Here is a 14,056-nt window from a genome sequence, read left to right as displayed (position 1 = left end):
GCGCGCTTTTTGTAGCAGCTGGCGCAGCCTGCGTTCGAGCGCGCAGCGGTCGTGAAATCAGTCGATGCGGTGTTTCGGTAAGGCGGTGTGCTCAGGCTTGACGACGGCTGCGCCGCCGAACGCAGCCTCGCAGGCTCGGCAGCTGCTACAGACATGGCGTATGGCGCGTTTTTTGTAGCGTATGGCGGGGTTTTTGTAGCAGCTGGCGCAGCCTGCGTTCGAGCGCGCAGCGGTCGTGAAATCAGTCGATGCGGTGTTTCAGTATGGCGGTGTGTTCAGGTTTGACGACGGCTGCGCCGCCGAACGCAGCCTCGCAGGCTCGGCAGCTGCTACAGACATGGCGTATAGCGCGTTTTTTGTAGCGTATAGCGCGCTTTTTGTAGCAGCTGGCGCAGCCTGCGTTCGGGCGCGCAGCGGTCGTGAAATCAGGCGATGCGGTGTTTCAGTATGGCGGTGTGTTCAGGTTTGACGACTGCTGCGCAGTCGAACGCAGCCTTCGGCAGCTGCTACAGGCCGCATGTAGTATTCACTAATTATTTAATTTAGTTGATGGCAATGCACTGGCACTCATATTAATAAGTTCAACAAAGTGAGACGCTCTCGACAAAAAGCAACTTACCCCTATTTAATATTTAAATTTGAAATTGTCAGACAATTCGCCCATCCCCGCGCACTAAAAACTATATTCCAACCCCATCCCCCTTATTTCCGGGCACTTGCTGGAACACAACAATTTGACCTCGAAAAAGTAGTAGACGTTTGATTTCAAATTGTGTCAGGTTTCTTACGCCTTCATTGGGCGAGTGATAGGACGATCTCGCCAGAGATTGTCTCTGTCTGACAAAAACTGTTCCATTGCTTAACAAGGAAGTGTGTTTATGTCGAAAGTAAAAGCCAAGGCTATTGATTCCGCCGAACTGGCCTTCCAGCCACTGCATGCACTGGCCGCGCCGAGTTCTGCGTTCAACCAGATCAATAGCTTCAGCCATCAGTACGACCGGGGTGGCAACCTCACGGTCAATGGCAAACCCTCCTTCTCGGTGGATCAAGCCGCGACTCAACTGCTGCGCGATGGTGCTGCTTGGCACGATCTGAACGGCAGCGGCAAGATCGAACTGACCTACACCTTTCTGACGTCCCAGACCTCGAATTTCAGCGGCCTGGGCGTCACCGGTTTCAGTCAGTTCAGCGCCCTGCAAAAAGCCCAGGCCGTGCTCGCCATGCAATCCTGGGCCGATGTGGCCAAAGTCACCTTTGCCGAAGCGGCCAAGGGCGGCGACGGGCACATGAGTTTCGGTAACTACAGCGGTGGCCAGGACGGCGCAGCGGCATTTGCATTCCTGCCGGGCACCGAGCCGGGTTATGACGGTCAGTCCTGGTACCTGACCGGCAGCGGCTACAACGTCAACAAAACCCCGGGCGTGAACAACTACGGGCGTCAGACCCTTACCCATGAAATCGGTCACACCTTGGGCCTGTCTCACCCTGGCGACTACAACGCCGGCGAAGGCAACCCGACTTACAACGACGCGTCCTACGGCCAGGACACCCGTGGCTACAGCCTCATGAGCTACTGGAGTGAAAGCAACACCAGCCAGAACTTCAGCAAGGCCGGCGTCGAAGCCTATGCTTCCGGCCCGCTGATGGACGATATCGCGGCCATCCAGAAGCTCTACGGCGCCAACACTGAAACCCGTACCGGTGACACCACCTACGGCTTCAACTCCAACGCCGGTCGCGACTTCCTGAGCGCTTCGTCGTCCGCCGACAAACTCGTGTTTTCGGTCTGGGATGCGGGCGGCAAGGACACCCTGGATTTCTCCGGTTTTACCCAAAACCAGAAGATCAACCTCAATGACGCCTCGTTCTCCGACGTTGGCGGCCTGGTAGGTAACGTGTCCATCGCCAAGGGCGCAATCATCGAAAACGCCATCGGCGGTTCGGGCAACGATCTGTTGATCGGTAACAGCGTCGCCAACGAGCTGAAGGGCGGTGCCGGCAACGACCTGATCTACGGCGCAGGCGGTGCGGACAAACTGTGGGGTGGTTCGGGTTCGGACACTTTCGTGTTTGCCGCCAGCAGCGATTCCAAGCCAGGTGCGGTCGATCAGATCCTCGATTTTGTCAGCGGCCTGGACAAGATTGACCTGACCGGCATCACCAAAGGCGCAGGCGTGCACTTTGTGAGTTCGTTCACCGGTGCGGCAGGCGATGCGGTGTTGACCTCGTCGGGTGGCAACAGCCAACTGGCGGTGGACTTCTCCGGGCACGGCGTGGCTGATTTCCTCGTCAGCACCGTTGGCCAGGCAGCAACCACGGACATCGTGGCCTGATACAAGGCGAAAAGGAGCGCGGCGCTTAATGCGCCGCGCTCTGTCCTTGCATCCATGCACGCTGTGGGTGAGGCTACACCCCGGAGTAAAAAGTCCTATGACCCATAACGCCGTTACCTACAAAGCAACCGCGTGGCTATTGGCGACGCTGATGATGTTTTTTGGAGATGTAGCCATGGCAAGCAGCCTGAAATTAGCGGACCCTTCGGAACTGGCAGGCCTTTGGCAAGCCACCCTCAATGCCCCGCAAGACACCGCTGAGTCCCAGGCATTGCAGGACAAGCCGTCGAACGTTTGCACCATAGATTTTCAACCAAAGCAGACCCTGGGTGACGGCGCCGACTGCCTCAGCGCCTGGCTGGAAGAGTCGGCGATTGGCTGGTTCACCGAGCCGGACGGCATTTCGATCACCGGTAAAGAAGGCTCAAGAATTGTGTTTTTCAGCCGACAACGCGAAGGGCTCTATAAAAGCACTTTGAAGTCAGGACTGATCATTACGCTCAAGCGCTCGGCGCCTTAAGCATAATTACAAGATCGACGCACTGAACGCTGGATATAAAGCCCATCAATGCAGTTATAGGCAGCGGATCAATAACCCTGACTCTCGCTTGATCTAAAAGAGTTGTTATTCATTTGTAAGCACTAACTAGCAAAGAAGGCCTGGCTCGCGTGCAGGCAGTTAATTGAAGCCTCGTCAAAGAGTGACGAGAACTAACATCTCAGGAAAAATCAATGAAGATGGCGAAGGCCCCAGGCACCGCACCCTTATTCAAGGCACTGGGCGACTATAAGAGCATCCTGATCAGCGTCGGTTGTTTTACTGCACTGATTAACGTGCTGATGCTGGTTCCCTCCATCTATATGCTCCAGGTGTATGACCGGGTGCTGTCTTCGCAAAACGAAACGACGCTGGCGATGCTGTCATTGATGGTGGTCGGGTTCTTTGTCTTTATCGGCATGCTCGAAGTCGTGCGCAGTTTTATCGTGATCCGCATCGGTAGCCAATTGGAGCGGCGCTTTAACCTGCGGGTCTACCAGGCCGCGTTCGAGCGCAACCTGTTCAAGGGCGAGGGCAACGCCGGGCAATCCCTCGGGGACCTGACCCACATTCGCCAGTTCGTCACCGGCCCGGCGCTGTTCGCCTTCTTCGATGCGCCGTGGTTCCCGGTGTACCTGTTTGTGATTTTCCTGTTCAACGTGTGGTTGGGCGTGTTGGCCACGGCCGGCGCGGTGCTACTGATCGGGCTGGCATGCCTCAACGAGGCGATGACCAAAAAGCCCCTGGGCGAAGCCGCCGGGTTTTCCCAGAAGTCCAGCCAACTGGCCACCAGTCACCTGCATAACGCCGAAACCATTCAGGCGATGGGCATGCTCGGTGTCTTGCGCAAGCGCTGGTTCCAGGTGCATTCACGTTTTCTGGGCTTGCAGAATCAGGCCAGTGACACCGGTGCGGTGATCAGTTCCCTGAGTAAAACCCTGCGCCTGTGCCTGCAATCGCTGGTGCTGGGGCTGGGCGCGTTGCTGGTGATCAAGGGTGACATGACCGCCGGCATGATGATTGCCGGTTCGATCTTGATGGGCCGCGTCCTGAGCCCCATCGATCAACTGATTGCCGTGTGGAAGCAATGGAGCGGCGCCAAACTCGCCTACCGCCGCCTCGACGCGCTGCTGCAAGCCTATCCGCCCAGCGACGACGCCATGGCGCTGCCGGCACCGAAAGGCCAGATCACCTTTGAGCAAGTCAGCGCCGGCCCGCCGGGTCAACGTGCGGCGACCTTGCACATGGTCAACTTCAGCCTCGGCGCAGGTGAAGTACTGGGCGTGCTCGGTGCTTCGGGCTCCGGCAAATCGACCCTGGCCCGAGTGCTGGTCGGCGTCTGGCCGACCCTCGGCGGCACGGTGCGGCTCGACGGTGCCGACATCCATCGCTGGAACCGCGACGACCTCGGCCCTTACATCGGCTATCTGCCCCAGGACATCGAATTGTTCAGCGGCAGCATCGCCGAAAACATCGCGCGTTTCCGCGATGCCGATCCGCAGAAAGTCGTGGAAGCGGCGCAACACGCTGGCGTCCACGAACTGATCCTGCGCATGCCGCAAGGCTACGACACCGTGCTCGGCGAAGACGGCAGCGGTTTGTCCGGCGGCCAGAAACAGCGCGTGGCCCTGGCCCGTGCGTTGTACGGCAACCCGAGCCTGGTGGTGCTGGACGAACCCAATTCCAACCTCGACACCGTCGGCGAAGCGGCATTGGCTGGCGCCATCGCGCACATGAAAGCCCGGGGCACCAGCGTGATTCTGGTGACCCATCGCTCCTCGGCACTGGCCCAGGCGGACAAGTTGTTGGTGCTCAACGACGGTCGTTTGCAGGCCTATGGCCCAAGTCAGGATGTGCTCAAGGCACTGTCCGGCAATCAATCGGCAAATCAGGAACAGAAAGCGGCGCAGGCACCGGGCGGGCTCAGCATGAGCCGGCAGTATCAGCCCACGACAAGGAACTCGGGTGTATGAGCAGCGCACGCATGAACACTGAAAACGAAGCAACGATGGAACACGATTACATCGCCGAACGCCCGGAGCGCGACGCCAGATTCTTCGCGCGCATGGGCTGGATCCTGGCGATAGTCGGCGCTGGCAGTTTCTTCACTTGGGCCAGTCTCGCGCCGCTTGATCAAGGGATTCCGGTGCAGGGCACCGTCGTCGTATCCGGCAAACGCAAAGCCGTGCAGTCGATTGGCAACGGCGTGGTCAGCCGGATTCTGGTGCGCGAAGGCCAGGTGGTTAAGCAAGGTCAGCCGCTGTTCCAGCTCGACCAGACCCAGGCCGCCGCCGACGTCGATTCGTTGCAGGCGCAATACCGCATGGCGTGGGCCAGCGTGGCGCGTTGGGAGAGTGAGCGCGATAACCTCAAGCAGGTGACGTTCCCCGCCGAGTTGAGCAAGGACGCCGATCCACGTTTGGCATTGGTCCTCGAAGGCCAGCGCCAGTTGTTCAGCAGCCGCCGCGAAGCCTATGCCCGCGAACAGGGCGGCCTGCGCGCCAATATCGAAGGCGCCAGCGCGCAACTGGCCGGCATGCGCCGAGCGCGTACCGACCTGACGGCTCAGGCCAACTCGCTGCAACAACAGCTGAGCAACCTGCAACCGCTGGCGGACAACGGCTATATCCCGCGCAACCGCTTGATGGAATACCAGCGACAACTCTCGCAAGTGCAGCAACAACTGGCCGAGAACACCGGCGAAAGCGGTCGGGTGGAACAGGGCATCCTCGAAGCAAAACTCAAGCTGCAACAGCACATCGAGGAATACCAGAAAGAAGTCCGCACCCAACTGGCCGACGCGCAGCTCAAGAGCGTGACGCTGAAGGAGCAACTGACCTCCGCCGGGTTCGACCTGCAACACCGCGAGATCATCGCCACCGCTGACGGCATCGCCGTAAACCTCGGCGTGCACACCGAAGGCGCCGTGGTCCGTCAGGGTGAAACCCTGCTGGAAATCGTCCCGCAAGGCACCACCCTGGAAGTGGAAGGGCATTTGCCGGTCAATCTGATCGACAAGGTCGGCACGCACTTGCCGGTAGACATTCTGTTCACCGCGTTCAACCAGAGCCGCACGCCACGGGTGCCGGGTGAAGTCAGTCTGATTTCCGCCGACCAGATGATCGACGAAAAAACCGGCGCGCCGTATTACGTATTGCGCAGCAGCGTCAGCGACCAGGCTATGGAAAAACTCCATGGGCTGGTGATCAAGCCCGGCATGCCGGCGGAAATGTTCGTGCGCACCGGTGAACGTTCACTCCTCAACTATTTGTTCAAACCGCTGCTCGACCGGGCAGGCTCCGCGTTGACCGAGGAATAAGGATGTTCGGTTGTATGAATAAGCTTTCCATGCTCGGGGCGGCCCTGGCGTTACTGACTTGCAACAGTGCGATGGCCCTGGGGCCGTTTGAAATCTACGAACAGGCGTTGCGCAATGATCCGGTGTTCCTCGGCGCCATCAAGGAGCGGGATGCCGGCCTGGAAAACCGCATTATCGGTCGCGCCGGGCTGTTGCCCAGGATCGGTTACAACTACAACAAGGGTCGCAACTCGTCCAAGGCCACCGCCCTCAATGAGCGCGGGCAGAACCAGACCGATGACCGCAACTACAGCAGTTACGGCTCGACCCTGAGCCTGCAACAACCGTTGCTCGACTACGAGGCTTACGCGTCGTACCGCAAAGGCGTGGCGCAGTCGCTGTTCGCCGACGAAACCTTCCGCGGCAAGAGCCAGGAATTGCTGGTGCGGGTGCTGGAGAACTACACCAAGGCGTTGTTCGCCCAGGATCAGATCGACATCGCGTTGGCGAAAAAGAAGGCGTTCGAGCAACAGTTCCAGCAGAACGAACAGATGTTCCGCCAGGGTGAGGGTACGCGCACCGATATTCTTGAAGCCGAGTCTCGTTACGAGTTGGCCACGGCCGAAGAAATCGAAGCCCGGGATGAGCAGGACGCGTCATTGCGCGAGTTAGGTGCGCTGATCGGTGTGCCGGCGCTCAACATCGGCGACCTGTCACCGCTGGACCAGAACTTCCAGACCTTCGCCCTGACCCCGGCCAACTTCGACACCTGGCATGAAATGGCCGTGGCCAATAACCCGAACCTGGCTTCGCAGCGCCAAGCCGTGGAAGTCGCGCGGTATGAAGTCGAACGCAACCGCGCCGGGCACCTGCCGAAAGTCAACGCGTACGCCACGGTGCGACAGAACGAGTCGGAAAGCGGCAACACCTATAACCAGCGTTACGACACCAACACCATTGGTATTGAAGTCAGCGTGCCGCTGTATGCCGGTGGTGGAGTGTCGGCCATGACCCGTCAGGCCAGCCGCACGATGGAACAGGCTGAGTACGACCTCGACGGTAAGACCCGCGAAACCCTGATCGAACTGCGTCGCCAGTTCAGCGCCTGTTTGTCGGGCGTGAACAAGCTGCGCGCCTATCAAAAGGCCCTGGCTTCCGCTGAAGCGCTGGTGGTCTCGACCAAGCAAAGCATCCTCGGTGGCGAGCGGGTCAACCTCGATGCGCTGAACGCCGAACAACAACTATTTACCACCCGCCGCGATTTGGCTCAGGCACGCTACGACTACCTGATGGCATGGACCAAGCTGCATTACTACGCCGGGACGTTGAATGAGCAGGATCTGGCGAAGGTCGACGAGGCGTTTGGCCAGGGCCCGAAATCCCGATAAACACATCAGTGTGGCGAGTGAAATTATGTGGCAATAGGGCTTTTGTGGCGAGGGGGCTTGCCCCCGTTGGGCTGCGAAGCGGCTCCAAAGCGGCGGTCGCTGCGCAACCGAACGGGGGCAAGCCCCTCGCCACAGAGCTACCTGCAACCTGAAAACATAGCGACACAGCAACACCGCACGACCACCCCCGCGGACAGGGGGCTAAAACTCTAAAAACGCCAAAAAAGCGAGAACGACATGGACGTACAGATCAAGCCGATTTCGGTCGGCACGCTATTGCTCCTGGTTTCGGCCATCCCCGCAGCCGCCCAGGCCCAGTACCTTGAAACCGGCAAGCCCGGTGACGCCGCCAGTTGGCGTTCGGCCGAGTTCCAGCGCGATTGGGGCCTGGCGCGCATGCAGGCCGATCAAGCCTACGCCGCCGGCATCACTGGCAAAGGCGTGATCATCGGTGAACTGGATTCCGGCTTCGATTCCGCCCATCCCGAATTCGCCAAAGACCGCTATCACGCGGTCACCGCCAGCGGCAGCTACGTCGATGGCACACCGTTCAGCGTCAACGGTGCGCTCAACACCAACAACGACTCCCACGGCACCCACGTTGCCGGCACCATCGGCGCGTCTCGCGATGGCACCGGCATGCACGGCGTGGCGTACAACGCGCAACTCTATGTGGCCAACACCAACAAGACTGACAGCTTCCTGTTCGGCCCGAAACCCGATCCGCGTTATTTCAAAGCGGCGTACGACGCGCTGGCGGATGCCGGTGTGCGTGCGATCAACAACAGCTGGGGCAGTCAGCCGCCGGATGTCAGCTATCGAACCCTCGACGACCTGCACGCGGCCTACGCCCAGCACTTCAACAAAGGCACTTGGCTGGATGCCGCCGCCGACGTGTCCCGTCGCGGTGTGATCAACGTGTTCAGCGCCGGCAACAGCGGCTACCCCAACGCCAGCGTGCGTTCGGCGCTGCCGTACTTCCAGCCAGACCTGGAAGGCCATTGGCTGGCGGTGTCGGGACTCGATCAAGGCAACCTGCAGAAGTACAACCAGTGCGGAATCGCCAAATACTGGTGCATTACCACCCCCGGCGCGAAGATCGACAGCACCATTCCCGATGGCGGTTATGCGATCAAGTCCGGCACCTCGATGTCCGCGCCGCACGCCACGGGCGCTCTGGCGCTGGTGATGGAACGCTACCCGTACATGAACAACCAGCAAGCGCTGCAAGTGCTGCTGACCACCGCGACCCAGCTCGACGGTTCGATCACTGATGCGCCGAACGCGCAGGTCGGCTGGGGCGTCGCCAATCTGGAGCGGGCGTTGCACGGACCGGGGCAATTGCTCGGCGCGTTCGACGCCAATCTGGGGGCAGGGCAGAGCGATGTCTGGAGCAACGGCATCAGCGACAAAGCGTTGATCCAGCGCCAGGCCGAAGACGCCGCCGAACACAGCGCCTGGCAACAAACTCTCAGGGACAAAGGCTGGGAAAACGGCGTGGCAGCCGGTGCCAGTCAACAGGACCAGACCGACTACGCGGTGGGCACAGCGCGGAATACCGCAGCGGCATCTCGCGTCTATGAAGGCAGCCTGATCAAATCCGGCGCCGGTCGCTTGATGTTGACGGGCGACAGCACTTATCGCGGACCGACTACGGTCAACGGCGGTCTGTTGGCGGTGAACGGTTCGCTGACATCGGCGGTCACCGTCAATGACAGCGGGATCCTCGGCGGCAATGGCCGTATTGGCGCACTCACCGCGAAAAGCGGCGGTACCGTGGCGCCGGGCAATTCCATCGGCACCTTGCAAGTGGCCGGCGACGTGGTCTTCGAGCGCGGTTCGACCTACGCCGTGGAGTTGTCACCAACCAGCAGCGACCAGATCGTCGCTGGCGGCCAAGCCGTGATCGATGGCGCCACCGTGAGCCTGTCCCTGGAAAACAGCCCGACCTTGCTCAGCGCCCAACAAGTGCAAAGCCTGCTCGGTCATCAGTACGACATCCTGCAAGCGGGCGGCGGCATTCAGGGCCAGTTCGGCGCAGTGTTGCCCAACTACCTGTTTATCGGCGGCAGCCTCGATTACGCGGCGAACAGCGTTCAATTGAACGTGGAACGCAATGCCACCAGTTTCGCCAGCGTCGGCCAGACCCCGAACCAGCGCTCCGTGGCCAGCGCCGTGGAAGGCTTGGGCGCGGGCAATCCGGTGTACGAAAGTCTGCTGCTGTCGGCGTCTGCTACGTCTGCGCAACAGGCGTTCCAGCAATTGTCGGGGGAAATCTACCCAGCGCTGGGCTCGGTGTTGATCAACGACAGCCGTTACCTGCGTGATGCAGTCGGCGAGCGCCTGAACGACGCCAAAGGTGCGCAAAGCAACGGCTGGATCAAGGCCCTCGGCGCGTGGGGCAAGACCGATGATCGCCACGACACGGCGGGTTACACCACTTCGATTGGTGGCTTGCTCGCAGGTGTCGATGGCGCAGTGGATGAGCAAACCCGGATCGGTCTGGTCGCCGGTTACAGCGACAGCTCGGTGAACATGGGTTCGGGGACGCATTCCTCGGCGCAAGTCGACAGCTATCACCTGGGCGCGTATGCCGGTCACGAACTCGGCGCCTGGCGCCTGAGCGCGGGCGGTGCCTACAGCTGGCATCGCGCCGATGTGAAACGTGATCTGCAATACGGCGACGTCAGCGCCAAGCAAAAAGCCAAGGTCGATGCGGCCACCACCCAGGTGTTCGGTGAAGCAGCGTATCGCGTGAACCTGCAACCGCTGGCCCTGGAACCGTTCGCCAACCTGGCCTACGTGCACCTCGACACAGAAGGCTTCACCGAAAAGGGTGATGCCGCCGCACTCAAGAGCCATGGCGACACCCGCGATGCAGTGCTCAGCACGCTGGGCTTGCGGGCGCTGAAAACTGTAAACCTGTCCGGCCAGCAACAACTGGACCTGAGCGGCAGCCTCGGCTGGCAGCACAACCTGAGCAGCGTCGATTCCGAGCAACACCTGGCGTTTGCCAGCGGTGGCACGGCGTTCGCGGTGGAAAGTTCGCCGTTGATGCGCGATGCCGCACTGGTGGGCGCACATGCCAGCCTCGCTCTGAGCCGGGATATTCGCTTGAACCTCGATTACACCGGCCAACTGGCCAGCCGCGAGAAAAGCCATGGCGTGGGGCTGAGCCTCAACTGGCAGTTTTAACGCGGTCGTCGTAGCAGCTGCCGAGCAGCGCGAGGCTGCGTTCGGCGGCGAAGCCGTCGTGAAACCGGTGCATGCGGTCGACCTCAAACACCGTGTCGCTTGATTTCACGACGACTTTGTCGCCGAACGCAGCCTCGCAGGCTCGGCAGCTGCTACAGGTCGCTGTGAATATTAGTGCGCCTTCGGCGCAGGGATTTTGGCAACACAACTAAGGAAGGTAACTGGATGACTGTTGTAAACAACAACAAATTTGCTCTGAAAACCCTCAACCTCGCCGTGCTCTGCGCCCTGGCCAGCCTGGGCACCGCGCATGCCGCGCCGTACGTGGAAAACGGCAAACTCGGGGATCCCAACAGTTGGCGCAGCGCCGAGTTCAACGCCGATTGGGGCGTGGGTGCGATCAATGCGCAGCAGGCCTACGCCGCCGGTTACACCGGTAAAGGCGTGAAACTGGGGATCTTCGACCAGCCGGTCTATGCCCAGCACCCGGAATTTTCCGGCACCAACAAGGTGATCAATCTGGTCACCAGCGGCATCCGCGAATACACCGACCCGTACATCCCGGTCAAAGCCGGGGACGCGTTCCGTTATGACGGCGCGCCTTCGGTCGGTTCCGACGGCAAACTCGGCGCCCACGGTACCCACGTCGGCGGGATTGCCGCTGGCAGCCGCGATGGCGGACCGATGCACGGCGTAGCATTCGGCGCGCAAATCATCAGTGCCGACAACGGCGACCCAGGCCCGGAAGACGGGATCATTCGCGGCAACGACGGCGCGGTCTACAAGGCCGGTTGGGATGCGCTGATCGCCAGCGGCGCGCGGATCATCAACAACAGCTGGGGCATCGGTATCACCGATCGCTTCGACCTCGGCGGGCGCAACCCGGCGTTCCCGCACTTCACTGTGCAAGACGCGCAGTTGCAGTTCAACGAGATCCAGCCCTTGCTCGGCACCAAACCGGGCGGTGCCTATGACGGCGCTATCGCGGCGGCCCGCAGTGGCATCGTCACGATCTTCGCCGCCGGCAACGACTACAACCTCAACAACCCGGATGCCATCGCCGGCCTGGCGTATTTCGTGCCGGACATCGCCCCGAACTGGATCACCGTGGCGGCGCTGCAAAAGAATCCGGACCTGACCAGCGCCGACCTCTACAACATCAGCACGTTCTCATCGCGCTGCGGCTACACCGCGAGTTACTGCGTGTCGGCGCCGGGCAGCAGGATCTACAGCTCGATCATCACCGGCACCAGCGCCGATAACCTCGGCACCAGCTATGCCAACTACAACGGCACCTCGATGGCGGCGCCGCACGTGGCCGGTTCCATGGCGGTGTTGATGGAGCGCTTCCCGTACATGACCGGCGCACAGGTCGCCAGCGTATTGCGCACCACGGCCACCGACCTCGGCGCGCCTGGCGTCGATGCGTTGTACGGTTGGGGCATGATCAACCTGGGCAAAGGCATCGACGGCCCGGCGATGTTCGTCACCGAGCAGGACATTCCTGAAGAGTTCCGCATCCAGGGCGCCTACGGCGACAGCCAGTTTGTCGCGAACCTGCCAGGCATTGGCGGGATCATCGACGCCGGCAAACCCACCGAGCGCGTCTGCAACGACGTGCACTGCGGGCTCGACACCTGGCGCAACGACATTTCCGGCCATGGCGGCCTGACCAAGCAAGGCATCGGCACCCTGGTGCTGACCGGCGCCAACACTTACAGCGGCCCGACCCTGGTTAATCAGGGGCGGCTGGCAATCAACGGTTCGCTGGCGTCGGCAGTCACTGTGAATGACAGCGGCATCCTCGGCGGTAACGGCCGCATCGGCGCGCTCACCGCGAAAAGTGGCGGCACCGTGGCTCCGGGCAATTCCATCGGCACCTTGCAAGTGGCCGGCGACGTGGTCTTCGAGCGCGGCTCGACCTACGCCGTGGAACTGTCGCCAACCAGCAGCGACCAGATCGTCGCGGGCGGCAAAGCCGTGATCGATGGCGCCACTGTCAGCCTGTCCCTGGAAAACAGCCCGACCTTGCTGACCACTGCCGAAACGCAAAGCCTGCTCGGCCATCAGTACAACATCTTGCAAGCGGCGGGCGGCATTCAGGGCCAATTCGGTGCGGTACTGCCGAACTACCTGTTTATCGGCGGCGCCCTGGATTACTCGGCCACCGGTGTTCAACTGGCGGTAGAGCGTAACGCGACAACGTTTAGCGATGTGGGCCAGACCCCGAACCAACGCGCCGTGGCTGCTGCCGCCGAGCAATTGGGCGCGGGCAATGCGCTGTACGAAACCCTGCTGTTATCGCCGACTGCGGCGGTGGCCCAGCAAGCGTTCCAGCAACTGTCCGGTGAGATTCATCCAGCCATCGGCACCATGCTGATCAACGACAGCCGTTACCTGCGTGATGCAGTCAGCGATCGCCTGCGCGAACGTGATCTGTTCGATGCCGGCGCGCCGACCGATGACAAGAGCAACCTGTGGGTCAAGGTCCTGGGCGCCTGGGGCAAAAGTGATGGCGGTAACGACAACGCCAGTTCCAACGGCTCCATCGGCGGTTTGTTGGTGGGTGGCGATGGCCTGATCGCTAAAGATACCCGTCTCGGTTTCGTCACCGGTTATAGCAACAGTTCGTTGAGCATGGGCGATGGCACGCATTCGTCGGCCGACGTCGACAGCTACCACTTGGGTGCGTACCTGGGGCATGAAATCGATGCCTTGCGCCTGAGCGTCGGCGGTGCCTACAGCTGGCATCGCATTGATGCGAAACGTGACCTGCAATTCGCCGATGTCAGCGGCAAGCAGAAAACCAAGCACGATGCGAGCACCGCGCAGGTGTTCACCGAAGCGGCGTATCGTCTGGACCTGCAACCGTTGGCTCTGGAACCGTTCGCCAAACTGGCCTACGTGCACCTGAACAGCGAAAGCTTCACCGAGAAGGGTGATGCCGCCGCGCTCAAGGGCGGTGAAGACAATCGCGACGCGGTGCTCTCGACCCTCGGTCTGCGGGCGAGCAAAGCCATTGCGCTGTCCGACCAGAAAAGCCTCGAACTGTCCGGCAGCCTCGGCTGGCAGCACAACTTGAGCAGCGTTGATACCGATCAACACCTGGCGTTTGCCAACGGCAACACCGGGTTCAACGTGCAGAGCGTGTCGATGGATCGCAATGCCGCCGTGGTCGGCCTGCGTGCCGGGTTGGCCTTGAACAAAGCCACCCGCGTAAACCTGGATTACAACGGGCTGATCGGCTCCAACGAGAAGGACCACGGCGTGGGCCTGACCCTGGACTGGCAGTTCTGATTTGACG

General features: G+C 60.9%; 7 protein-coding genes. All 7 read left to right on the top strand.

Going from position 1 to position 14,056, the window contains the following annotated elements; translation table 11 throughout:
* The first annotated feature begins 878 nt into the window (after nt 1-878).
* A complete protein-coding gene (locus NK667_RS11375; RefSeq protein WP_054614777.1) occupies nt 879-2,333 on the top strand; it encodes a serralysin family metalloprotease in 1,455 nt (484 codons plus the stop codon).
* A 97-nt stretch (nt 2,334-2,430) separates the two neighbouring features.
* Nucleotides 2,431-2,853: an AprI/Inh family metalloprotease inhibitor gene (locus tag NK667_RS11370; RefSeq protein ID WP_054614776.1), complete on the top strand. Its 423-nt coding sequence runs from the start codon at nt 2,431-2,433 to the stop codon at nt 2,851-2,853.
* 212 nt (nt 2,854-3,065) lie between these two features.
* On the top strand, nt 3,066-4,844 hold the full coding sequence (locus NK667_RS11365; protein ID WP_054614775.1) for a type I secretion system permease/ATPase: 1,779 nt from the start codon (nt 3,066-3,068) through the stop codon (nt 4,842-4,844).
* Nucleotides 4,841-6,190 (top strand): HlyD family type I secretion periplasmic adaptor subunit, encoded by a 1,350-nt coding sequence (locus NK667_RS11360; protein WP_054614774.1) that lies wholly within the window; start codon nt 4,841-4,843, stop codon nt 6,188-6,190. The genes NK667_RS11365 and NK667_RS11360 overlap by 4 nt, the downstream gene beginning before the upstream one ends.
* Before the next feature lie 2 nt (nt 6,191-6,192).
* Nucleotides 6,193-7,557 (top strand): TolC family outer membrane protein, encoded by a 1,365-nt coding sequence (locus tag NK667_RS11355; RefSeq protein WP_054046043.1) that lies wholly within the window; start codon nt 6,193-6,195, stop codon nt 7,555-7,557.
* Nucleotides 7,558-7,794: 237 nt separating this feature from the next.
* Entirely contained in the window at nt 7,795-10,752 is a 2,958-nt protein-coding gene (eprS, locus tag NK667_RS11350; RefSeq protein WP_054614773.1) for an autotransporter serine peptidase EprS, read from the top strand.
* Between the two features lie 225 nt (nt 10,753-10,977).
* Nucleotides 10,978-14,049 carry an autotransporter domain-containing protein gene (locus NK667_RS11345; protein WP_054614772.1) on the top strand — a complete coding sequence of 1,024 codons (3,072 nt, stop codon included), beginning with the start codon at nt 10,978-10,980 and terminating at the stop codon, nt 14,047-14,049.
* Nucleotides 14,050-14,056 lie beyond the last annotated feature (7 nt).

This window comes from Pseudomonas nunensis (genome assembly GCF_024296925.1).
In the GTDB taxonomy this organism is placed as follows: domain Bacteria; phylum Pseudomonadota; class Gammaproteobacteria; order Pseudomonadales; family Pseudomonadaceae; genus Aquipseudomonas; species Aquipseudomonas nunensis.
The sequence above is the reverse complement of the archived record's forward strand: the minus strand, read 5'-3'. Positions and strand labels throughout refer to the sequence as shown.